23 protein-coding genes and 1 pseudogene are annotated in these 22,452 nt (G+C 70.9%); 10 read left to right on the top strand and 14 right to left on the bottom strand.

The window, feature by feature from the left end:
* Positions 1-31: 31 nt before the first annotated feature.
* Complete coding sequence (locus tag J5X75_RS40690; protein ID WP_307798604.1) at positions 32-1,294, top strand: M20 metallopeptidase family protein; 1,263 nt, start codon at positions 32-34, stop codon at positions 1,292-1,294.
* 86 nt (positions 1,295-1,380) lie between these two features.
* Here the strand turns inward: J5X75_RS40690 and J5X75_RS40695 are convergent, their stop codons facing one another.
* From J5X75_RS40695 to J5X75_RS40715, 5 genes are all read right to left on the bottom strand, one after another.
* Positions 1,381-2,133: a helix-turn-helix domain-containing protein gene (locus tag J5X75_RS40695; protein WP_208473070.1), complete on the bottom strand. Its 753-nt coding sequence runs from the start codon at positions 2,131-2,133 to the stop codon at positions 1,381-1,383.
* Between the two features lie 2 nt (positions 2,134-2,135).
* Positions 2,136-2,438 (bottom strand): putative quinol monooxygenase, encoded by a 303-nt coding sequence (locus tag J5X75_RS40700; RefSeq protein ID WP_208473071.1) that lies wholly within the window; start codon positions 2,436-2,438, stop codon positions 2,136-2,138.
* A gap of 71 nt (positions 2,439-2,509) precedes the next feature.
* Complete coding sequence (locus tag J5X75_RS40705) at positions 2,510-3,709, bottom strand: RNA polymerase sigma factor (protein WP_274383832.1); 1,200 nt, start codon at positions 3,707-3,709, stop codon at positions 2,510-2,512.
* A gap of 15 nt (positions 3,710-3,724) precedes the next feature.
* Entirely contained in the window at positions 3,725-4,060 is a 336-nt protein-coding gene (locus J5X75_RS40710; protein ID WP_208473073.1) for a YciI family protein, read from the bottom strand.
* Positions 4,057-4,521, bottom strand: coding sequence for an SRPBCC family protein (locus tag J5X75_RS40715; RefSeq protein ID WP_208473074.1), 465 nt, complete (start codon positions 4,519-4,521; stop codon positions 4,057-4,059). Before J5X75_RS40715 ends, J5X75_RS40710 begins: the two co-directional genes overlap by 4 nt.
* Positions 4,522-4,637: 116 nt before the next feature.
* Here J5X75_RS40715 and J5X75_RS40720 point away from each other — a divergent pair, with 116 nt between their 5' ends.
* From J5X75_RS40720 to J5X75_RS40730, 4 genes and pseudogenes are all read left to right on the top strand, one after another.
* Positions 4,638-5,273 carry a class I SAM-dependent methyltransferase gene (locus J5X75_RS40720; RefSeq protein WP_208473075.1) on the top strand — a complete coding sequence of 212 codons (636 nt, stop codon included), beginning with the start codon at positions 4,638-4,640 and terminating at the stop codon, positions 5,271-5,273.
* 35 nt (positions 5,274-5,308) lie between these two features.
* Positions 5,309-5,512: pseudogene (locus J5X75_RS45125) on the top strand (alpha/beta fold hydrolase); the annotation flags it as partial.
* A 122-nt stretch (positions 5,513-5,634) separates the two neighbouring features.
* Positions 5,635-5,778, top strand: coding sequence for a hypothetical protein (locus tag J5X75_RS45130; RefSeq protein WP_238490857.1), 144 nt, complete (start codon positions 5,635-5,637; stop codon positions 5,776-5,778).
* Complete coding sequence (locus tag J5X75_RS40730) at positions 5,775-6,374, top strand: DinB family protein (protein WP_208473076.1); 600 nt, start codon at positions 5,775-5,777, stop codon at positions 6,372-6,374. The genes J5X75_RS45130 and J5X75_RS40730 overlap by 4 nt, the downstream gene beginning before the upstream one ends.
* Before the next feature lie 79 nt (positions 6,375-6,453).
* Here J5X75_RS40730 and J5X75_RS40735 read toward each other — a convergent pair whose 3' ends face one another.
* Positions 6,454-8,259 (bottom strand): NACHT domain-containing protein, encoded by a 1,806-nt coding sequence (locus J5X75_RS40735; protein ID WP_208473077.1) that lies wholly within the window; start codon positions 8,257-8,259, stop codon positions 6,454-6,456.
* A 599-nt stretch (positions 8,260-8,858) separates the two neighbouring features.
* Between J5X75_RS40735 and J5X75_RS40740 the strand changes: the two genes are divergently transcribed.
* Genes J5X75_RS40740 through J5X75_RS40750 form a run of 3 tightly spaced genes read left to right on the top strand, consistent with a single transcriptional unit; the run spans position 8,859 to position 11,469 of the window.
* Entirely contained in the window at positions 8,859-9,695 is an 837-nt protein-coding gene (locus tag J5X75_RS40740) for a CPBP family intramembrane glutamic endopeptidase (protein WP_208473078.1), read from the top strand.
* Complete coding sequence (locus J5X75_RS40745) at positions 9,692-10,822, top strand: sensor histidine kinase (protein ID WP_208473079.1); 1,131 nt, start codon at positions 9,692-9,694, stop codon at positions 10,820-10,822. Before J5X75_RS40740 ends, J5X75_RS40745 begins: the two co-directional genes overlap by 4 nt.
* On the top strand, positions 10,819-11,469 hold the full coding sequence (locus tag J5X75_RS40750; protein ID WP_208473080.1) for a response regulator: 651 nt from the start codon (positions 10,819-10,821) through the stop codon (positions 11,467-11,469). Before J5X75_RS40745 ends, J5X75_RS40750 begins: the two co-directional genes overlap by 4 nt.
* Here J5X75_RS40750 and J5X75_RS40755 read toward each other — a convergent pair.
* Positions 11,462-12,049: a TetR/AcrR family transcriptional regulator gene (locus tag J5X75_RS40755; RefSeq protein ID WP_208473081.1), complete on the bottom strand. Its 588-nt coding sequence runs from the start codon at positions 12,047-12,049 to the stop codon at positions 11,462-11,464. The genes J5X75_RS40750 and J5X75_RS40755 overlap by 8 nt on opposite strands.
* An 81-nt stretch (positions 12,050-12,130) precedes the next feature.
* On the opposite strand from J5X75_RS40755, the gene J5X75_RS40760 reads away from it, so the two are divergent.
* Positions 12,131-13,300, top strand: coding sequence for an FAD-dependent oxidoreductase (locus J5X75_RS40760; protein ID WP_208473082.1), 1,170 nt, complete (start codon positions 12,131-12,133; stop codon positions 13,298-13,300).
* Here J5X75_RS40760 and J5X75_RS40765 read toward each other — a convergent pair.
* The 7 genes from J5X75_RS40765 to J5X75_RS40795 all read right to left on the bottom strand — a co-directional run bounded on the left by J5X75_RS40765 (position 13,293) and on the right by J5X75_RS40795 (position 21,284).
* Complete coding sequence (locus J5X75_RS40765; protein ID WP_208473083.1) at positions 13,293-14,045, bottom strand: class I SAM-dependent methyltransferase; 753 nt, start codon at positions 14,043-14,045, stop codon at positions 13,293-13,295. The genes J5X75_RS40760 and J5X75_RS40765 overlap by 8 nt on opposite strands.
* A gap of 28 nt (positions 14,046-14,073) precedes the next feature.
* The gene (locus J5X75_RS40770; protein ID WP_208473084.1) at positions 14,074-14,562 is read right to left on the bottom strand and encodes a hypothetical protein; all 489 of its coding nucleotides are present in this window, start codon (positions 14,560-14,562) and stop codon (positions 14,074-14,076) included.
* 68 nt (positions 14,563-14,630) lie between these two features.
* Entirely contained in the window at positions 14,631-16,316 is a 1,686-nt protein-coding gene (locus tag J5X75_RS40775) for a carbohydrate-binding protein (protein WP_208473085.1), read from the bottom strand.
* A gap of 33 nt (positions 16,317-16,349) precedes the next feature.
* Complete coding sequence (locus J5X75_RS40780; RefSeq protein WP_208473086.1) at positions 16,350-18,269, bottom strand: glycoside hydrolase family 127 protein; 1,920 nt, start codon at positions 18,267-18,269, stop codon at positions 16,350-16,352.
* A gap of 8 nt (positions 18,270-18,277) precedes the next feature.
* Positions 18,278-19,090 (bottom strand): carbohydrate ABC transporter permease, encoded by an 813-nt coding sequence (locus tag J5X75_RS40785; protein ID WP_208473087.1) that lies wholly within the window; start codon positions 19,088-19,090, stop codon positions 18,278-18,280.
* Positions 19,087-20,037, bottom strand: coding sequence for a carbohydrate ABC transporter permease (locus J5X75_RS40790; RefSeq protein ID WP_208473088.1), 951 nt, complete (start codon positions 20,035-20,037; stop codon positions 19,087-19,089). Before J5X75_RS40790 ends, J5X75_RS40785 begins: the two co-directional genes overlap by 4 nt.
* Positions 20,038-20,039: 2 nt before the next feature.
* Positions 20,040-21,284 (bottom strand): sugar ABC transporter substrate-binding protein, encoded by a 1,245-nt coding sequence (locus J5X75_RS40795; protein ID WP_208473089.1) that lies wholly within the window; start codon positions 21,282-21,284, stop codon positions 20,040-20,042.
* A gap of 153 nt (positions 21,285-21,437) precedes the next feature.
* Between J5X75_RS40795 and J5X75_RS40800 the strand changes: the two genes are divergently transcribed.
* The gene (locus tag J5X75_RS40800) at positions 21,438-22,436 is read left to right on the top strand and encodes a LacI family DNA-binding transcriptional regulator (protein ID WP_208473090.1); all 999 of its coding nucleotides are present in this window, start codon (positions 21,438-21,440) and stop codon (positions 22,434-22,436) included.
* Positions 22,437-22,452: the final 16 nt, after the last annotated feature.

Consider the following 22,452-nt stretch of genomic DNA (forward strand, 5'->3'; position numbering starts at 1 on the left):
TGAACCACGTCGGACCAGGCGGGGAGGAACAGTGCGCAGCTCAGAGAGGCAAGTGGTCAGCCGGCGGGCCGTGCTCGGCGGGGCGGTCGCGGCGGCGGCCGGGGCGTGGCTGACGTCGACCGAGGCGGCCTCGGCGACCGACCGGGTGGCCCTGGCCGTGGAGGCGGAGGCCGCCCGGATCGACGGCGCGCTGATCGACTTGCGGCGTGACCTGCACACCCATCCGGAGGTTTCCGGCCAGGAACAGCGGACCGCGGGGGTGGTCGCGGCGCGGCTGCGGGCGGCCGGGCTCGACGTCACCACCGATGTCGGTGGGCACGGGGTCGTCGGCGTCCTGACCGGGCGCCGGCCGGGGCGGACGGTGGCGTACCGGGCGGACATGGACGCGGTCGGCCCCCAGGATCAGATCGGTGGCGGCCCCGGCCCGGCGCATCTGTGCGGCCACGACATCCACACCACGGTCGGGGTGGGCATCGCCGAGGTGCTGGCCCGGCTGCGGGAGCGGGTCGCCGGGCGGGTGGTGTTCCTGTTCCAGCCGGCCGAGGAGAGCCTGTCCGGCGCCGCCGCGATGATCGCCGACGGCGTCCTCACGGCGACCCGGCCCACCGAGATCCACGCGCTGCACTGCGGGCCGTTCCCGGTCGGCCGGTTCGCGACGATCGCCGGTTTCGGGATGCCCGGCCAGGACCGCGGCCTGATCACCCTGACCGGCGACGATGCCGCGGCGCGCGCTCAGCGGTTGGCCACGAGCATCAACAGCATCGGTACGGTGCGGCGCCCGTCCACCCCCGCCGACCTGGAGCAGCTGGTGGCCGACCTGCAGACCCCGGGCGGCCCGCTGGCCAGATTCGTGTTCGTCCAGGCCCGGGCCGCCGGCGCGACCGTCCAGGTGGCGTCCCGGTGCTGGCCGGAACACCGCTATCCGGAGGTTCGTGCCGAGATCCGCCGCCGCGCCCGGGCGCAGGGGCCGGCCACCGTGGACTTCCCGAACGATCCGTTCCCGGCGATGGTCACCCCACCGCGGGTGGGGCAGGCCCTGGACCGGCATCTTCGGCGCACGCTGGGCACGGAGCGGGTGATGCCGTTGCACGCCGCGATTCCGTTCAGCGGTGAGGACTACGCCCTGTTCCTGGACCGTCTTCCGGGCACCTACACGTTCCTCGGCGTCCGGGCCCCGGGCGCCGGCGTCGAGACCAGTTACCCCCACTTCGCCACGTTCCAGCCGGACGAGAGCGCGATCGGCCACGGCGTCCGGGCCATGTCCGGCTGGCTGCTGGCCCGTACCCGGGCTTGAAAGATCTCTCGCGGTCCGCCGGCCGGACCGCGCGATCCAGGCCGGCCGGGCGCCATGCCGCACCCGGGCGAGCGGCGCAGGCGGGGTCAGGGGCGGAAGCTGGCGCGGTACGCGGTGGGGCTGCGGGTGGTCAGCTCGCGGAAGGCGGCGTTGAAGGCGGACAGGGAGGTGTAGCCGACGGCGTAGGCGATCTTCGTGATCGGGGTGTCGCCGGCGGCCAGTTCCTCGATGGCGCGCAGGATCCGCATCCGGCGCAGGGTGGCCCGCCACGTCATGCCGCACTCGTCCTCGAAACGGCGGGCCAGCGAGCGCGGGGCCAGGCCGACCTCGGCGGCCAGTTCCTCGAAGGTGAGCTGCTCGGCCAGGCGCTGTTCGGTCAGGTGCAGGGCCCGGCGCAGTTCGGGGGAGCGGCCGGTGGGCACGACCACGGGGCTGGGCTGTTCGGCGAGTTTCCAGGTGACGGCGGCGAGTGCGTCGAGGACGCTTTCGGCGTACCGGGACGGGGGTTGATCCTCGGTGGCGCAGAGGCCGCACTCGGCGACCAGCGCGCGGGCCAGCGGGGTCAGGTCGAAGACCGTCAGCGGCGCCGGAGGCGGCGGGACGAAGTCCACGTCGAACAGGACCGACGAGGTGGTGACCGGTTGCGGGATGCTGATCCGGATCGGGCGCCCGGCCGTGATGAGGGCGGCGCGGGCCGGTGGCAGCAGCCAGGTGGCGCCCTCCGCCTCGAGGCGGAGGGCGCCGGTCGAGGCGCACAGCAGATAGTGCCGGTCGACCTGGAAGTCGTTCGCCGGGGTGGCGGGAAACGACCGGACGAAGCTGTACGCCGGACGGTGCATGATCAGGCCACGTTTTCCAGGAGGTCGGCGCGGAATCGGCGGCTCACCGGGGTTCCGGTCATGAGCGGGCGGATCACCCGGCCGGAGCGGGCGAACGAGTCCGACCGCTGGTAGTCGGCGAAGGACTGCTCGTCGGCCCACTCGTGTACCAGGGTGACGGCGGTGTCGTCGTGCCGGGACGGGAAGACCCGGTAGGCGAGATTGCCGGGCATGGCCCGGATCTCGTCGTATTCGCTGTCGAGCTGTTGGAGGGCCGCGGCCCGGTCGGCGGCGGCGGTGGTGAAATCGAGAATGACGATGACCATGAGTGAATCCTTCCGCCGGGAGCGGGGTGCCGGCTCCCGCCGGCCGGACGTGTTCACGCTTCCAACGGACATCAGGGCAGGCGCGCGGCCAGGAAGCGGCGTTCCGCCTCGGTGGGGGCGAGCGCCAGGGCCCGGCGGTAGCTCTCCACGGCCTCGGCGTGGCGGCCGGTGCGGCGCAGCAGGTCGGCGAGGGTCGCGTGCAGCAGGTGATAGTCGTCGAGGCGACCGGTTTCGGACAGCGCGACCACCAAGGGGAGAGCCTCCGCGGGACCGGAGGCCATGCTGACCGCCACCGCCCGGTTCAGTTCGACGACCGGGCTCGGTTCGAGACGGGCCAGATGGTCGTAGAGGGCGACGATCTGCGCCCAGTCGGTCTCCGCGGCGGTCGGCGCGGTGGCGTGGCAGGCCGCGATCGCCGCCTGCACCTGGAACGGGCCGGCCCGGCCACGGCGCAGCGCCCGCTCGCACAGGGCGGCGCCCTCGTCGATGGACGGCCGGTCCCAGAGGGTGCGGTCCTGATCGGTGAGGGTGACCGGGTCGCCGGCCGGATCCCGGCGGGCCGCCCGCCGAGCGTCATGCAGCACCATCAGCGCGAGCAGGCCGAGCGCCTCCGGCTCGTCCGGCATCAGCGCGGCCAGCACCCGCGCCACCCGGATCGCCTCGGCGCACAGCCGCGCCTTCGCCGGATCGGTGTAACCCTCGTTGAACAGCAGGTACAGCACGTGCAGCACGGCCGGCAGGCGCTCCGGCAACAGATGGACGGGCGGCACCCGGAACGGGATCCCGGCGTTGCGGATCCGCTGTTTGGCCCGGAACAGCCGCTGCCCCATGGTCTTCTCCGGCAGCAGGAACGCCCGCGCGATCTCGGCGGTGCTCAAGCCGGCGAGGCAGCGCAGGATCAGCGCGACCTGCGCCTCCAGGTTCAGCGCCGGATGGCAGCAGGTGAACATGAGTTCCAGCCGCTCGTCCGGGATGTCGCCGTCGTCCGGGTAGGGCGCCGGCTCCGTCATGGCCACCTCCGGCAGCTTCGCCGCCTCCAGCGCTTCGCGGCGGATCAGGTCGATCGCCCGGCGGCGCGCCGTCGTGGTCAGCCAGGCGAGAGGCTGATCCGGTACGCCGTCCGCCGGCCACTTGCGCAGCGCCTGGGCGAAGGCGTCCTGCGCGCACTCCTCGGCCAGATTCCAGTCACCGCCGGTGAACCGGATCATCGTGGCGACGATCCGGCTCCACCCGTCGGCGTAGATTCCGGCGATACGGTCCTGGATGGTCAGGGCTCAGTCCTCGTCTCAGTCCTGGTCGAACGGCCAGAACGGCCGCAGTTCGATGACCCCGTGGTGGGCCATCGGGTGCTGGGACGCGATCGCGACGGCCTCGTCCAGGTCCGCGCAGTCGATCACGTCGAAGCCGGCCATCAGATCCTTGGTCTCCGCGTACGGGCCGTCGGTGAGCAGCACCTGCCGGTCCCGGACCCGGACCGTGGTGGCGTCGGCGCCCGGCCGGGTGCGGCTGCCGATCACGTGGTTCTCCTTGACCCGGGCGAACCACTCGTCGATCGTCGGCGCCCCGTCATCGTCGGCCGGCACGTGGTCGGGGTCGACGCAGACCAGCATCAGGTATTTCATCGGGTGGCTCCGATCGAGTCGAGGGTCATCGCGGTGATCGTGGAGGTCATGGCACGGCAGAGGGTGACGAGCCGGTCGTTGACGCTGCCGGTGTCGGCGGGGACCCCGGTACGGCCGGGGCCGTGCACGAAGCTGTGGCGCACCACCGTGGTGCCCGGCTCGGCGCCGTCACGCAGCTCGTACCGCCAGTGGGAACCGGGCCGGCCAGCGTCGTCGAGGACGTCCCAGGCGAACGCCCGCGGCGCCGTCGACTCGGTGATCACGCACGTGACCGTACTCTCGAATCCGTCCGGAAAGCGGTTGTGGCCGATGAATCGCCGGGGTCCGTCCCAGGTCGCGCCGACCGTCTCCGGGCTCCATTCGCCGATCCGGTCGACCGCGGTGACCAGCTCCCACATCTTCTCGCGCGGCAGCGGCACGATCACCGTCACCGTCACCTCCGCGCCGGTCTTCACGTCCATGACGTGTCCCTTTCTCGTCGTTCACTGCGATGCCGTTCACTCCGATGACGAACGGGATCGGGCCTCTACTACCGGCCGGGCGAATATTTTTTGCCGGGCCGGGCGACACTGGTCTCATGGGCGAGTCAGGCGGGACCGTCAAGGCGCGCCGGATCTGGGATCGGGTGGCGCCCTCCTACGACCGGCAGATGGCGTTCCTGGAGCGGCACATGTTCGGCGACGGCCGGGTGTGGCTGGTCCCGCGCGCGGCGGGCCGGGTCCTGGACGTCGGTGTCGGCACCGGCCAGAATCTGGCGCACTACCCGGATGACGTCACGATCACCGGCCTGGATCTGAGCCCGGCGATGCTGGCCCTGGCCCGGCGGCGGGCGGCGGATCTGGGCCGTGCGATCGATCTGCACGAGGGTGACGCGGGGCGGCTGCCGTTCGCCGACGGTTCGTTCGACACGGTGGTCTGCGCGCTGTCGCTGTGCACCGTTCCGGATCCGGTCGCCGTGATCGCCGAGGCCCGGCGGGTGCTGGCGCCGGGCGGGCGGCTGCTGCTGCTCGATCACGTGGTGAGCACGTGGCCGCCGGTTCACTGGTTCCAGTGGGTGTTCGAGCGGTTCACCATCCCGGCGGCCGGCGAGCACTTCACCCGCCGCCAGGTGCCGCTGGTGCGCGCGGCCGGGTTCACGATCGTGGCGACCCGGCGGACGAGGGCCGGAACGGTGGAGTGCGTGGACGCGATCAGGCCCTCGGATCCCGGGTAAGCAGACGGTCCATGTTCGAGGGCTTCGTGGACGAGATGGTCGACGTCGGTGCGGTGGCGCTGCGGGTGCGGCACGGTGGGGACGGGCCGCCGGTGCTGTTGATCCACGGGCATCCGCGTACCGGGTCGACCTGGCATCGGGTGGCGCCCATGCTGGTCGAACGGGGCCTCGGCGTGGTCTGCCCGGACATGCGCGGCTACGGACGGTCCGGCCGCGCGCCGATCCGGCCGGACCATTCCCAGCAGTCCAAACGGGCCGTCGCCGGTGACATGCTCGCCCTCATGCGGGCGCTCGGGCACACCGCGGGCCGGCCGCCTCGTGGACTGCCCCAACCCTCTTCCTGTGGTCCACCCACGACGACATGGAGAAGCTGTACGGCGACCCCACCGCCATCTGGCGATCCTGGGCGCGGGAGGTGCACGGCGTACCCATCGAATCCGGTCACCACATGGCGGAGGAGAACCCGGCGGCCGTGGCCGCCGCTCTGGCATCCTTTGTGGCATGACCGCCTTCGACCCCAAGGCCGAACTGCGCCACTACCTCGGCGAGGCCCGCCAGGCCCTGCTGTGGAAACTGGACGGCACGACCGAGTACGACGCCCGCCGCCCCCTCACCCCGACCGGCACCAACCTGCTGGGCCTGGTGAAACACGCTGCCGGGGTCGAGGGTGGCTACTTCGGCGAGACGTTCGGCCGGCCGTGCCCGGAGCCGATGCCGTGGATGGCCGAGGACGCCGAATCGAACGCCGACATGTGGGCCACCGCCGACGAGCCGCGTGAGGCGATCGTCGCCTGCTACCGCCGGGTGTGGGCACATTCGGACGCCACCATCGAAGCCTTGGACCTGGACGCTCCCGGACAGGTGCCGTGGTGGCCGTCGGAGAGGCGGCAGGTCACTCTGCACCGCGTCCTGATCCACGTGACCGCCGAGACGAACCGGCACGCCGGCCACGCCGACATCGTCCGCGAGCTGGTCGACGGTTCGGCGGGGCTGCGGGCCGCCAACAGCAACCTGCCACCCGGCGACCGGTCCTGGTGGGCCGGCTACCACGACCGCCTGGAGGAGACGGCGCGGCGCTTCCGTACGCCCCTCGACCGATAGCGAAACCCGGGCAGAACCGCTGGTGCTCGCCGTTCCCAGCCGCGGCGGCGACGGCGCCTACCGGACGGCAACCGTCGCGTCATCCCCGCGGCGACAGCTCGTCGAGCTTCTGCTGGTCCGCAACGAACTGGACCGGGATCAGGTGGCCCGGGAGGTTGCCGTCCCGGCCGTGGCTCGACAGCCCGGCGAAGAAGTCCTGCATGTCGCGGTGAACGAACTGGTAGTCGTCGCCGATCCGGCGCAGGATGTCGATGCGTGCGGCGTGTTCCAGCAGTCCTGCCGCCGGGAACGGGAAGTCGCCCTGGCGTCGGAGGTGGAGCCGGGTGGCGAGCTGCCCCAGCGTCGCATAGCCGCCGAAAGTGAAAAGGGCGAAGGCGAGAGCCGCCAGGCCGACGAGCGTACCGAGCCGGTCGCCGTCCACCGGGGATCCGGCCCATCGCACCGCGAGCGCCGGCACCGACGCTGCCACGGCCGCGATGGGCACGGCCACGAGTACTCCGGCCCGGAGGATCGCTCGCAGGGTGGGGCTCGGGAAGTCCGAGCTCCGCATCCGGGGCTGGAGCTCGTAGAGGGGCTCTACATATGACGCGGACGCCACGGCCGTGAGTACCGCGGCCACGGCGGTCGAAGCGCCGTAGATCAGCGCGTCCACCGGGTCCGGCAGTCCCAGCGCCGCGGCGATGCCGCCGCAGCACAGCGCCGTAGCGATCACCTTCGTCCAGTTCGGCAACCCGAGCGGGCCCAGGAACAACGGTTCGATCAGGAGCGTGATCTTCTCGCCCACGGATTGGGGCGAACTTTCGAGCGGGTCGTCGTCCGACAACATGCCATCGACGCGGAGGAACGTGGGCGCGCCGACAAGAAGCCCACAGACGGCAGCGGCCATGGCCCAGTCCGGTCCGGCCAGCCAGATTGCCGTTGCCGCCAGCCCGATGGCGACCAGCAGGCGGCACAGCACTGCGCGGATGACGATGACGCTCAGGGCCACGTCCCTGTTTTCGTCGTCGACCAGGTCGGTGGTGAAGACCGTCCGGTCTCTGGTGTTCAGGACGTGCGCGATGAAGGCTAGGCCGCGCAGGGTGCCTGCCGGGGTGTGCCGGGGTGACGGATGACGGCTGAGCATGGTCCGGACGTAGGCACCGAACAGCCGGTTCCGGCCGGTGTCACCCGATCCGCTGGGCGCGACCATACCGGCCGGGTCGTGGGCGAAGGTTTGGGCTGCGATGGTCACCATGAGTGGGTTGTCGAGAAGACCCCATACCGACGGGTCGGCCCGCAGCGCGGCCGGGATGCCCCGGTCCGACGAGAGGATTCGCACGGCCTGGTGGTGGTTCAGCGGCAGCAGCTCGACCGTGCCGAAGGAGCGCACTGCCAGCGCGAGGTCGCGGTAGACGTGCGACCGGCACGACACGATCACACTGGCCGTGCCGTGCCGGGCGCGGAACTCGTTGATCTTCCGGATGCACGCCTCCCGGTGCTCCGCCGCCACCTCGTCCAGGCCGTCCAGCAGCAGTACCAGCTGATCGTCGTCGAGCCACGATTGGACGTGCCGTGCCGGGATGTCATGGCGTTCCGCGATCTCCCGGATGATCCAGGAGGCCAGGTCCTGCCTGCGCTCAGCCCAGGTGTCCAGTTTCAGCATCACCGGAATCGGTTCCTCGGCATCGGCTGCGGCCAGCGCGAGCAGTTCCTCCAGCAGCATCAGCATGGCCGTGGTCTTGCCGCTGCCGGGCGCCCCGAGCAGGGTCATCGCCCGCCCGAGGCTGTCGAAGGCGGACCGGACGGACCCGCTGCCGAAGGTCCGCCCCGCGGTCCGCGGGAGACCGTGACCGTACGGCGCCGGCTGGGCGACGACAGCGACAGTGAATCCCACGTCGAGTCGCATTCCGCGATGCAGGGACTGCCGGAGAAGACCGGTGATCCAGTACAGGCGGGTTCGCTTGAGGAAGAGGCGGCGTGCGTGGCCGGCCCGCCCGCTCGCCGTGATGCCGCCTGTGCGCCGGAGCTCGATGCCGATCGCCGTGGCGACCAGGACTCCAGTAACCGGCCAGGCCAGCCACAGATACGGTTTCCACCCATCGGGAAGCACCGAAGAGGCGACGTTCGTCGAGACTCCCAAGGCGGCGGAACACACCGCGGCAGTGATGACGGCTTGGAGTTCCAGGCGGCGCATTCCCTGTCTCTATCACGCTGTTTCAGCGGATGTTCTCGGTTTGTCCCACGCGTCCGGGTGACGGATTCGTCCTGGAAAGACAGTCGGGTGTGCACGGTTGCCAGGACGATCGGGCGTCCCGACCACCGCCTTCGCACGGTCCGGTGTTCGCGATACCGCCGATGGTGCCGTGGCGGCGGGCGCCTCCGGGCGTGTAGCTCGGGCGAGCTACACGCAAGTGTCCGTTGAGGGGTGACGTTTTCTCTCCTGACGATCCGTAGTTTTTCTCGCAGTCGCGGTGGTCCTGCCGCGCATTCTGCGAAGGGTGTGTCATGCGGTTCCTTCTCCAGTTCGTCGCGGTGGTCGCGGCGTCGTTCGTGGCCGGTCTGGCGGTCCGGTCGGTGGACGGCAACGTCTGGCTCCAGCTGGCCGTGGGCGTGGGCGCAGCGGTCCTCACGATGGCCGTCTACTACGGCGTGGTCCGGGCCACCGAGAAGCGTGAGGTGACCGAGCTGTCCGGCCGGGCGGCCGCATCCGGGCTGATCAGGGGCACCCTGCTGGGTGTCTCGATCTTCGCGGCGGTGATCGGCGTGATCGCGGCCGGCGGCGGCTACCGGATCATCGGGATCGGCGACGATCCGGCCAACGCGGTAGGCCTGATCGGGTTCATGGCGGCGGCCGTGACGAGCGAAGAAGTGATCTTCCGGGGTGTGCTGTTCCGGCATCTGGAGAAGCTCACCGGCACGTGGCCGGCGCTGGCGGTGTCCGCGCTGGTGTTCGGCGGCATGCACCTGCTCAACAAGGACGCCACGTTGTGGGGCGCGCTCTGTATCGCGATCTCCGGTGGCGGCATGCTGACGTCCGCGTACGTCGCCACCCGAAGCCTGTGGCTGCCGATCGGCCTGCATTTCGGCTGGAACTACGCACAGTCCGCGATCTTCGGGTCCGCCGTCTCCGGGAACGGCGCACAGCAGGCGGTCCTGGATTCGGAGTCGACCGGGAACGCGCTCGTCAGCGGTGGGCAGTTCGGCCCGGAGGCGAGCGTTTTCACGGTGGTCGCCGGCGTTCTGGTCACGGCGGCGTTCATGTGGCTGGCCCACCGCCGCGGCAACCTGAGGCCGAGGCGCCGCAACGCCGAGCCCGCGCTCGCCTCTAAACTCGACCGGTGAGCCGCGTCGCCGAACTGAGGGAGCGGTGGCGCCGCCTCGACGTCACCGTCCAGGACCTGCCGGTCGCGCTCCTGCTCACCGCGCTGGCCCTGGTCCCGGCCTGGCACCGGCACGGCACCCAGCTCGCCGACCTGGTGCCGGCCCGGCCGTTCGGCGTCTGGGGCGTGCTGGCGATCACCGTCGAGTGCCTGCCGCTGGCGATCCGCCGCAGACTGCCGACGACCAGCCTGGCCCTGGTGTTCACCGGGTTCGCGGCCGACCAGCTCTGCGGCTGGAACACGCTGGGCGGCAGCGCTCTGTCGATCGCGCTGATCAGCGCGGGCATCCACGTGGCGCGCCACCGCCGGGCGACGGTGATCGTGGCGTCCGCCGGGTTCCTCGCGCTGGCCGCGGTGCTGGCCCGCCTGGGACAGCTCGGCTTCGACGCGGTGATGCTGTTCTACGCGGTGCTGGCCGCGATGTGGGCGATCGGAGCCGGGATGCGGCGCAACCGGCTGGCCGAGCGGGAGAACCGCCGGCACGCGGAGGAGGCGGCGCGGGTCGCCGAACGCACCCGGATCGCCCGGGAGCTGCACGACGTGGTGACCCACCACGTGACCGCGATGGTGGTGCAGGCCGAGGCCGCGCGGTACCTGACCGCGGCCCCCGAGCGGCTCGACGGCGCGCTGACCGCGGTGTCGGACACCGGGCGGCACGCGATCACCGACCTGCGGCACCTGCTCGACCTGCTCAACCCGGCGCACGGCGGTGAGCTGCGGGTGCTGGTCGAACAGACCCGGCGGGCCGGGCAGCCGGTGGAGCTGGTCGAGCAGGGCAGTTCGCCGGACACCCCGGGCGGTGCGGGCGCCACCGTCTACCGCGTCGCGCAGGAGGCGCTGACCAACGCCCTCAAGTACGACCACGGCGCGCGAACCAGCGTCACGGTGCGCTACGGGGTGGGCGAGATCGACGTGCGCATCAGCACGGACGGGTCGGGGTCGAGCACGGCGTCACCCGGTGGCAGCGGCCGCGGCCTGGCCGGGCTGCGCGAGCGTGTCGGCACGCTGGGCGGCGACTTCACCGCGGGCCCGCGCGCCGATGGCGGGTTTCTGGTCACCGCACGGATCCCGGTCGGGGTGGGCTCGTGATCCGGGTGCTGGTCTGTGACGATCAGCCGTTGATCCGGACCGGATTCGCCACGATCATCGGCGCGCAGCCGGACATGACGGTGGTCGGTGAATGCGGTGACGGCCACACCGCGGTCGCGCTGGCCCGCGACCTCGCGCCGGATGTGGTGGTGATGGACGTACGCATGCCCGGCCTGGACGGTATCGAGGCCACCGCCCGGCTGGCCGGCGCCGGCGTCCCACATCCGGTCAAGGTGCTGGTCGTGACGACGTTCAACCTCGACGAGTACGTCTACGAGTCGCTGCGGGCCGGTGCCAGCGGTTTCCTGCTCAAGGACGCCCCGCCGGCGCATCTGCTGCACGGCATCCGCACGGTGGCGGCCGGCGCCGCGCTGCTCGCCCCCGAGGTCACCCGGCAACTGGTCGGCCGGTACGCGGCCCGCATCCGCCCGGCGTCGGACACCCCCGGCGACGTGCCGCTGAGCGCGCGCGAGCTGGAGGTGCTGTGCCTGATCGCGAACGGCCTGTCCAACAGCGAGATCGCGGCGACCCTGGTGATCAGCCAGGAGACGGTCAAGACGTACGTCTCGCGGATCCTCACCAAACTGGACGTGCGTGACCGGGTCCAGGCGGTGGTCTACGCCTACCGGCGCGGCCTGGTCACCTGACCGCGCCCGGTGGCGTCCAGCCACGCGTGAGGATGTCGAAGATCGCCTCGATGGCGGCGTGGGCGTCCGGCCGCCCGCGGACGAGGGCGGGGATCTCGAGGACGAACCGGGCCAGCGTCACGCAGGCGAGGTCGTCGTGGTCCACGCCGCACTCCTCGGCGATGGCGGCGCTGAGACTGTCGGTGTGCCTGGTCCACATGCGTTCGGCGTACGACCGCAGGGCCGGCGTGGTGTCGACCAGCGCGATGAACTCGGCCGCCCGGGGATGCCGCGCGATGGGCAGGTAGGCGCTCAGCACGTGCTCGCGCAGCGCGTCCACGATGCCCTGGCCGCCGGCTCGCTCCCGCACCGCGGCGACCAGGTGAGCGTCGTTGTCCTGCTCCTGGTCGAAGACCAGTGCCTCCTTGCCGGAGAAGTGTTTGAACAGTGTCGTGGTCGACACGTCGGCCGCGTCGGCGATCTCGCGCAGGCTCACCCGGTCGTAGCCGTGCTCGAGGAACAGGCGGAGGGCCGCGTCGGCGATCGCCTGCCGCGTGGCCGCCTTCTTGCGTTCCCGGCGGCCGACGGGGGTCTGGGTCATGGGCCGAGTATAGGGCCAAGGTGGCATCAGGCAAAAAGTTGAACGGTTGCACTTTTGGAATCGTTTTGCTTTCCTGGGTTCATGACACCACCCACGAGAAGCGCCCGGATCAGCATCATCGGCGCCGGGCCCGCCGGGCTCACCTGCGCCCGCATCCTGCAACGGCACGGCATCGCGGTCACCGTCCACGACCGCGACGCCGGCCGCACCGCCCGCGACCAGGGCGGCACCCTCGACCTGCATGCCGGCAACGGCCAGCTGGCCCTGCGCGAGGCCGGCCTGCTCGACGACTTCCTCCGGCTCGCCCGACCGGAGGGCCAGGAGATGCGCGTCCTGGGCCCCGACGGCGAACTGCGGGCCCACCTCGTCCCGGAGGAGGGCGACCTGTTCAAACCCGAGATCGACCGAGGTCAGCTACGCGACCTCCTGCTCGATTCGCTGTCGCCCGGCACGGTCCGGTGGGGCCGGGCGCTCACCCACGTCGGCGGGCCGGCCGACGGTCCCCGCACACTGCACTTCGCCGACGGCTCCGTCACCGAGACGGATCTGGTCATCGGCGCCGACGGCGCGTTCTCCCGCGTTCGCCCGGCCGTCTCACCGGCCGTCCCGCGATACACCGGTGTGAGTTTCACCGAGGCCTGGTTCCATGACGTCGCGGACCGGCACACCGGGCTGTCCGGGCTGGTCGGCCAGGGCAGCGCCACCGCAGCCGACGGCCGGCGCGCGCTGTGGGGCCAGCGCAACAGCGGTGACCACATCCGCGTCTACATCGTCCGCCGCGTCCCGGCCGACTGGATCACCGCCGCCGGCCTGCGGCCCGGCGACACCGCCGGGATCCGGGCCCACCTGCTCGGCGAGTTCGCCGACTGGTCCCCGCGCCTGCGGCGGATGATCAGCGACAACGACGGCCCCTACGTCGACCGGCCGATCTTCGCCCTGCCCGTCCCGCACACCTGGGACCACCAGCCCACCGTCACGCTGCTCGGCGACGCCGCCCACCTGATGCCCCCGCTCGGCGTCGGCGTGAATCTCGCCATGCTCGACGCCGCCGAACTCGCGCTCGCGCTCGCCGGCTCCTCGACCATCGGCGAGGCCCTTCGCGCCTACGAGAGCACCATGCTGCCGCGCTCCATCGAGACCGCCGAACTGCTCGACGGCCGCGCCGAGGACCTGCTCAGCGACGACCTGCCGCCCGAGTTCGGCGACGACCCGGCGCCCGGCCCGGACGGCGCGCCTCTGCCGGTCAGCTGACCGCGGCCTCCGGCGCGGGGCCCTTGGTGGCCAGAACCAGGGTGGTGCGCAGATCCAGGACCACCGTGCCGCCGAAGCCGTCGACCAGGCGGCCGAGCGCCGCGAGGCCCTGCCGCTGCACCTCGGGGGAGTGGCGCAGGAACGGACCGAAGGTCCGGACCAGGGCGAGATAGTCACTCTTGGCGAGGGGCAGGCTGGTGTTCAAGACCCGCTTCTGTACGCCGGTGAAGCGCCCGGACGCGAGAACGTCCGCGTGGAACCAGTCGATCGGCCGCTCCTGGACGGTCGGGTCGAGGGCGTTCAGCGCGTCCTGGACGGCGGCGCCCTGGTCCGGATCCTGGTAGCCGTAACGGTGGCCCAGAACGGCCAGCGTGCCACCGGGCGCGAGCGCGGCGTAGGCGAGATCGTTGCGGCGGCCCGGATCCAGCCAGTGCCACGCCATCGCGCAGGCGATCAGATCGACACCCCCGGCCGGCGGCGCCCACTCCTCGAAGGACCCCGCGTGGATGGTCGCGTGGGGGAACCGTTCGGCGAGCACGGCGGCCATCTGAGGATCGGGTTCGATACAGGTCAGCGGCGCGCCGACGGCGGCGAAGACCTCGGTGCCCTTGCCGGTGCCCGCGCCGATCTCGACCATCGAGGCCGGGACGCCACCGTGATGCTCCACGATCAGGCCGGCGACCTCCGGCGGATAACCCGGGCGGGCGGTGTCGTAGAGGCCGGCCACCGTTCCGAACACCATCATGGCGGTGACTCTAACGGCCTCGCCGGTGTCAGTCCGCGACCACCGGCGAACCGAGCAGCGGCACCCGTTTCAGGCCGGCGCCGTCGTGGTCGAGGTGGTACTCGAGATAGCCGTCGGCGCTCCAGCCGCCCGTGGCCGGAACCCGCAGCTCCACCTTCTCGCACGTGTAGTCGCCGGTCGCCGCTCCGTTGACGCGGGGCGCGAGGTCGCAGGTGCCGAGGGAGATGTTCTCGTCGTGCCGTTGCAGGTGGTAGTGCAGGGTGAGCGCGTCGAACCCGCGGCCCCCGTCGCCGGAGCCGTCCCGGGCCCAGGCGACGTGGGCGTAGGCGCCGCGGGTGGGTGTGCCGTGCAGCAGGCACAACCGTACGTCCATCCGGGTGTCGCGGCCCGGTGTGCCGACGACGACGTGCCGTGGTGCGCTGCACGTCGCGGCGGCGGCGCTGGCCGGAGCCGGCGCGCCGGCGAACAGTCCTGTCGCGAGCATCGTGATGGTGATCAGCCCATGAGTCCTCGTCATGACGGAATACCCCCGTGTGTGGATGTCTCATGATCGGAGTACCCATGGGCTGATCAGGAAAAACAGCGTCAGGCGAGGTGAATGTGGTCGAGTTCGGCGTAACCCGTGCCGGCCGTCAGGTTCGGTGCGCCCTTGGCCAGGCGGATCATGTTCCAGCCCGCCTTGAGCGTGACCGTGGTGCTCACCGTCGAACCGAACACACCCCACGCGGCGGTCGGCGGGTAGCTGATCGTCTGCCAGCCGCCACCGTTGTACGCCAGCCCGTGCGTGGCCGTCGCCCCGGTCGCGTTGGCGTACCCGATCGTCATCGTGTACGACCGGGCCGTCGGCACGTTGACCAGGAAGTCGACGAACGACTGGTTACGCGGGTTCGCCGAACCGTCGATCTGCCCGACGTACCCGCCGTTGGACGCCGAGCCGGACGAGAACCGGTTCGCGTTGACGACAGTGGCGTTCTCCGCCTCGTATCGCTGCTGCCATGTCGACGCACCGGACGACGGCGTGATCAACAGTTGATACGAATCCCATGCGTGCATGCCGTTCACCGGCACACTGATGCTGCCGTTCGACACCGTGTAGGTGGCCGACGACACGGCGATCGGCGCGCTCTGGTTGGTGAACCGGCCGGTCGTGCCGCTGCGCGACAGGGTGACCCGCACCTGCGAACCGAGCGCGCCCAGCCCGTTGACCCGGACCGTGTTGTCGCCGCTGTCCCCGCCCAGCACCACGTTCACGACCTTGCGGGTGCTGTCGTAGGCGGCGACACCCTCCAGCCACGATCCGGGGACCGTCTGCACGATGTTGCCGGCCATGTCGCCGTACCACTTGTAGGTCCAGTAGGACGACGTCGGCGCGTTGTTGTGCAGCAGGCCGTTGAGGGTGCCCGCCTCGTACCAGTAGGCGCGCTCCGCCGACCGGATGCCGTGCCGCTCGAAGACCGCCATGTAGTGCACGGCCACGCTCGGGATGTCCACCTGGGACGGGGAGGCGTACTCGTTGATGGAGATGGGCCGCGGAGAGATGCCCAGCGACGCCTCGATCGCCCGGTAGTCGGCGACGTGCGCCTGCACCTCGAGATACTTGTCGTTCTCCAGCTCGTGCCAGACGATCACGTCGGGCAGGGTGCCGGTGTCGCGGGCGTTGGTGAGGAAGCCGACCATCCAGTCGTGGTTGTAGACCGAATGGCTGGGCCCGACGATCGGGGTCACCGTGTCGAGCGTCCGGATCAATCGATGGGTACGGGTCCAGCCCGCGTTGAACGTCCCGGCGGCGCTGGTGTTCCAGGTCCAGTCGGGTTCGTTCCACAGCTCGTACCCGTCGACGTTGGTGGTGGTCGTGGCGTTGAGCCGGGTCTGCACCATGGTGCGGACCTTGGCCTCCCAGTCGGTCCAGCTCACCCACCTGTACGGGAAGTCCTTGTAGATGTCCGGGAGCCGCCAGAACTGCTGGGCGCCGGCGCTGGTGACCTTCCCGGCGACCAGCGCGCCGTCGCAGCAGGGGGTGGTGGCGCCGTTGCCGAGCTGCTGAACCCCGGGCGGCGGCTGGGTCAGGTGGTTGAGCCGGAGCGGGTACATCTGCTCCAGCGGCGGCTTGGATCCGGTGTCCACGGCGTACAGGCCGCCGGAGGCGACATGGGTGACCGGCCGGACGACGGTGCCGACGTTGACGGTGAGGGTGTTGCCGGCGGCCCGTGCCGGGCTGGGGACGGCCAGCCCGGCCAGGACCAGTAGGAGAACTGCGGGTCGGTAGCGCACGGTTCACCTCGGTGGATGGGGGAAGGGGACGGTTTACTCCTCCCGTGGCGCCAGCGGGATCCAGACCCGCATCGGGCCGGGTTCGCGGTTGGCCCACAGGAAGTAGGGGATGGCGGTGACCGTGGTGGCCGCCGCCGGGGGCGGGGCGGTCCGGTTCAGGTCCCGGTAGAGCGGGCCGCCGGCCGCCGCCCGGAGACGGACCCCGACCCGCAACGTGACCGGCGCCAGGCCGCCGTCGTGATAGGCGACCGCGGCCGGGGCCGCCGGGTCGAGTTCCAGATCCTCGAACAGGGCGCCGGCCAGCGGCCCGGACGTGGGCAGGTCGGCGTGTTCCAGGCAGTGCACGAGCGGGCCGCGGGTCAGGGCGGCCGCGCCGCGGACGGCGTCCACCCGCGGATGCGCGGCGACCAGGCGGACCGGCATGGCCAGGCGGAGCACGATCCGGTCGCCGGGATGCCAGATGCGGTGCAGGCGCAGGTAGCCGTCCTTGATCTGGTCACGGGACGGGGCCGGGGTGCCGTTGACGGCGAGGCGGGCGTCCGGGCACCAGGCCGGGATCCGCAGCGACAGCGTCCACGGCTCGTCCGCCGACGCGGTGACGGTGACGGTGATCTCCTCGTCCCACGGGTAACGGGTCTGGACGTTCACCGCGCGCCCACCGGCCGACACCGTGCCGTCGGCGTACAGGTGCAGTTGAAGACCGTTGTCGTCACCGGTCGCGGCGTAGGTGTGCAGCGACGCCATCAGCCGGGCCAGGTTCGGCGGGCAGCAGGCGCACTCGTACCAGTCCAGACGGTGGCCAGGGGCGTTCTCGCCGCCGCCGTCGTGGCCGGTGCGGCGCTGCAACGGGGTGGAGTAGAAGAACGCGGTCCCGTCGACGGCGGTGCTCGCGGCGATCGCGTTGTAGAGCACCCGCTCCATCTCGTCGGCGTACGTCACCTTCCCGGTGGCCAGCAGCAGCCGCCAGCCGAGCTGGAAACTCGCGATCGCGGCGCAGGTCTCGGCGTAGGCGCGGTCCGGCGGCAGCTCGTAGGCGTCGCCGTAGGCCTCGTCCCGGTGCCGGGAACCCTGCCCGCCGGTGATGTAGGTGCGGCTGTCCAGCGCCGAGTCCCACAGCCGTTCGGTGACCGTCAGCAGCTCCCGGTCGCCCGTCTCCACGGCCACGTCGACCGCGCCGGCCAGCAGGTAGAGCTGCCGGACCACGTGGCCGGTCACCTCGCCGGTCTCGCGCAGCGGTCGGTGGTCCTGGTAGTAGGCCGGCCCGAACCGGCCCGGCCCCAGCACCTGGTGGCCACGGTTGTCCAGGAAACGGGCGGCCAGATCGAGGTACGGCCGGTGCCCGGTCACCCGGTACAGCTCGGCCAGGGCGGTCTCGATCTCCGGATGGCCGTCGGTTTCGCGCGATTGCCCGTACCGTTGCACCAGAAGATCGGCGAACCGGCGCGCGACCGAGACGACCTGCTGGGCCACCGGATCGCCGGGCGCGGAACGCGCCGCGGCGACCGCCGCCTGGATCAGATGGCCGGCCGTGTACATCTCGTGGCTGAAGTGCAGCTCCGTCCACTGTCGCGCCCGGTGTTCCGGATCCTGGTAGTAGGAGTCCAGGTATCCGTCGGCGTCCTGGGCCTTCTCCAGCAGGGCGGCGGCCTCCTCCACGAAAGCCTGTTGGGTGCCCGCCCAGAAGGCCGCCTCGAGCGTCTTGTGCACGTCGGTGTCGGCGAACCAGAAACCCGTGAACGCGGCGTCGGAGTCCCCGGTGACCCGGCGCAGATTGTCCAGGTTGCCGTGGGTGGACAGCCGGGTGACGCAGTGCGGCAACGTGGACGCCGCGTTGCGTTCCTGCCAGGCGCCGAGCAGACCGTCCGGGGTGAGCCGCACCGCGTCCGCGGGCAGCGGCCGGAGCGCGGCGAGGGCATCGGGCGTGGGCACGACGGGGCCCTGGAGTGCAGACATGTGGTTCCTCAGTCCTTGACTGCGCCGGCGGTGACGCCGGCCGCGACGTAACGCTGGGCGATGATGAGCAGCAGCGTTGCGGGGATGGAGGCGACCACGGCGGTCGCCATGATCGCGTTCCACTGCTGGTTGTTGTTGCCGATGTACTGGTAGATGCCGAGGGTGATCGGCTGGGCGTCACCGCCGCCGTCGAGAGTGCTGGCGAAGACGAAGTCCGACCACGCCCACAGGAACGCGAAGAGTGACACCGTGACGATCGCGTTGCGTGACATCGGCAGGATCACCGACGCGAAGGTGCGCCACCGGCCCGCGCCGTCGATCAGTGCCGCGTTGATCAGCTCGTCGGGGATGCCGGACATGAACGCCGTGAAGATCAGCACGCCGAACGGGACCGCGATGGTGGAGTCGGCCAGGATCAGGCCGGGCACCGTGTTGAGCACGCCCATCCGCAAGTAGATGGCGTAGAAGCCCATCGCCATGATGATCCCGGGGATCATCTGGGCGATCAGCAGCACGAAACTGAGCGCGCCGCCGCCCTTCGGGCGCAGCTTCGCGCACGCGAATCCGGCGGGCGCGGACAGCACGAGGGTCAGGGCCACCGTGCCGAGACCCACGATCAAAGACGTTCCGAGGTACGGCATCTGCTGCTCGATGACGGCGCGGTAGCCCTCCAGCGTCCCGTCGACGGGGAACAGGTGCGGTGGGTCGGCCCGCATGTCGGTGTCCTTGGTGAGGGACACGTTGATCATCCAGTAGACCGGGAACAGCATGACCGCCGTGAAGAACAGGCCGAGCGCCGTCTTCGCGTGCTGCTTGATCATGAGCTCTGCCTCCTCTGGAAGCGGATGTAGAGCAGGCCGAAGAAGAGCGCCATGAGGATCAGCAGGTTGCCGACGGCGGCGCCGGGGCCGAACTCGGGCAGCAGGTTGCCGAAGCTGAGCCGGTAGGACCAGGTGGCGAAGGTGGTCGACGCGTCCGCCGGACCGCCCTTGGTCATGATCCAGATGATGTCGAAGACCTTGAGCGTGTAGACCAGCCCGAGCAGCAGCGTGATCGCCGAGACCGGTCGCAGCAGCGGAAACGTGATCCGCCAGAACCGTTGCCATCCGGTCGCGCCGTCGATGGCGGCCGCCTCGTACACGTCGGCCGGGATCGCCTGGAGGCCGCTGTACAGCACGACCAGGTTGAACGGGATGCCGATCCAGATGTTGGCGATGATGACGCTGGTCAGTGCCCAGTCCGGCGACGTCAACCAATTGACCGGATCAACATGGATCAACTCAAGTGCGGCGTTGACGATGCCGGAGTCACTGTTGAGCATCCACGTCCATGTCGACGCGCTGACGATCAACGGCAGCAGCCACGGGACCAGGAACAGCGCCCGCAACGTCGCCGACAACCTGAAGTTCTGCGCGAAGAACACCGCCAGCGCCAGTCCGATGGCGAACTGGAACGCGATGCTCACGAACGTGAACACCAGCGTGTGCAGCAACGCCGGCCCGAAGGCCGGATCGGCGAACACGGTCCGGTAGTTGTCCAGCCCGGAGAACGGGGCGTCACCCTGCACGAACGAGCGGACCGTGTAGTGACGCAGGCTCAGATCGAGGTTGCGGTACAGCGGGTAGGCGTAGAAGGCGACCAGGTAGACGACGACCGGCGCCAGGAACGCCCACGCCGTCCAGTGGCCACCCTTGCGCCGCCGCGGGGACCGCGCCCCCGCATCCGCCGGGGCGGGCGCGGGAACGCGGGTCATCACGTCGTGTGCCATCGTCACTTGGTGGCTGCGGCGGCCGTGGTCTGCGCCGTCTTGAGCGCGTCGGCGGGGGAGGCCGAGCCGCTCAGCGCCGCCTGGAAGGCGGTCCACATCGGCTGGGAGATCTTCGGGTACCGGGTGCCGAGGTCGTCACTGGTCCGGCCCTTGGCCGCCTGGACCGCGTCGACCCAGACCTTCAGCTCCTCGTTGGCGGCCACCTGCTTCTGCTGCACGGCCTCGGTCGCCGCGATGTAGGAGAGCGTGGTGTCCGTGGTGTAGGCGTTGTCCGCGCTGGTCAGGCAGCCGATCAGCTTCTCGGTCACGGCGTACCGGCCGGTCTCGGCCTGCACCGGGGCGGTGACGAACTCGCCGCCGGTCGGGGCGGGCGCGGTGCCGCCGGCCCGCGACGGGATCGGGATGATGCCGTACGCGAATCCGGTCTTCTTGGCGTTGGCCAGCTGCCAGGTGCCGTTCTCGCTGAACGCGAAGTCGCCGGTGGCGAACTCCTGCCAGCTGGTGGTCTGGGTGTTGTTGAGGACCGAGTTGGGCGCGTACCCGCTCTTCACCCAGCCGTTCCACAACTCCAGCGCGGCGATGCCCTGGGCCGAGTCGAGCTGGGTGAGGTTCGCGCCGGAACCCCAGAACCACGGCAGGAACTGGAAGCTGCCCTCCTCGGTGCCGATGGCGGAGAAGGTGATGCCCTTCTTGCCGGAGGCCTTCACCTTCTCCAGGGCCGCGGTCAGCGCCGCCCAGTCCTTGATCGCCGCCGGGTCGACGCCGGCGGAGTCCAGGACCGCCTTGTTGTAGTACAGGGCGAGGGTGTTGGCGCCGATCGGGATGCCGTAGGTCTTTCCCCCGATCTGGCCGGCCGCCAGCAGGTTCGGCTCGATCGCCGAGGTGTCCACCTTGAGCTCGTCCGTGGTGGTCAGCACCCCGGCGTCGGCCAGCGTGGAGACCACCGGGTTGTCGACGATCAGCACGTCCGGCGAGTTGCCCTGCTGGGCGGCGAGCAGCGCCTTGTTGGTCAGGTCGGTGGTGTCGTAACCGGTGCGCTCGACGGTGACGCCGGCGTCGGTGCCGCACCCGGTCAACAGCTTCACCCAGTCCGAGCCGCCGTCGAACTGCGGGTACGGGTCCCAGATGGTGTAGGTGCCACCGGCCTCGCCGCCGGTGCCGGAGGATTCGGAGGAGGACGAGCAACCCGCCACGAGGCAGGCTGTGATGGCGAACGCGGCCGCGGCGCGGCGGCGGAGCGTGGTCATATGAGTTCCCCTTGGACGCTTCTAGGCACTGTCAAGGAAATCGATTGCCTAGAAGCTAGGGAGCCACTTGTTCCGATGTCAAGAGCAAGTTACGGTCGGTTTACGCGTCGCACTGGCGTCGCCTGGGAAACTGGGGAGGAAACGCTGAGCACCATGGATCGCGCCGTCACCATCAGCCAGGTGGCCGCGCTCGCGGGGGTCTCCACGGGTACGGCGTCGAAGGCGCTCAACGGCCGTGGCGCGCTGCGCCCGGAGACCCGGTTACGTGTTCAGCAGGCCGCCGAGCAGCTCGGATTCGTCGCCAACGCGGCGGCCCGCAGCCTGCAGACCGGCCGCACCTACACGGTCGGGATGATCACCACCGACAGCATCGGCCGGTTCAGCATCCCGCTGCTCATCGGCGCCGAGGACGCGCTCGGGGCGGGCCAGATGTCGGTGTTCCTGTGCGATGCCCGCGACGACCCGATCCGTGAGCAGTACTACCTGCGTACCCTGCTCAGCCGCAAGGTCGACGGCATCATAGTGACCGGCCGGCGCACCCAGGCCCGCCAGCCGATCGGCCGTGACCTGCCGGTTCCCGTCGTCTACGCGTTCATCAGCTCGGCCGACGAGCGGGACTGCTCGGTCGTGCCGGACGAGGCCGACGGCGCCCGCCGTGCCATCCGGCACCTGCTCGCCGTCGGCCGCCGGCGGATCGCCCACGTCACCGGCCCGGAGCACCACCACTCGGCACAGGTCCGGGCGGCCGGCGCGGTCGACACCCTGGCCGCCGAGGGCCTCGGGCTGGCCACCCCGGTGCTGTACGGGGAGTGGAGCGAGGCGTGGGGCCGCCAAGCCGCCGGAATCCTGCTGTCCACCGGCGCCGATGTGGACGCGGTGTTCTGCGGCAGCGACCAGGTGGCCCGTGGGCTGGCCGAAGGGCTGCGCGACGCCGGCCGGGCGATCCCGGGGGACATCGCCCTGGTCGGCTTCGACAACTGGGACGTCATGGTGGACGGCTCCCGGCCGGCTCTGACCAGCGTGGACATGGATCTGGAGGGGATCGGCCGGAGCGCCGCCGAGATGCTGCTCGCGGCGATCAACGGTGAGCCGGTGCACGGTCACCAGGCGCGCCCGTGCCGCCTGGTCCCGCGAGCCTCCACCGCCGTCTGACCCCTTCGCCCCGGCT

It is taken from the genome of Actinoplanes flavus, from assembly GCF_017592555.1.
Taxonomy (GTDB): domain Bacteria; phylum Actinomycetota; class Actinomycetes; order Mycobacteriales; family Micromonosporaceae; genus Actinoplanes; species Actinoplanes flavus.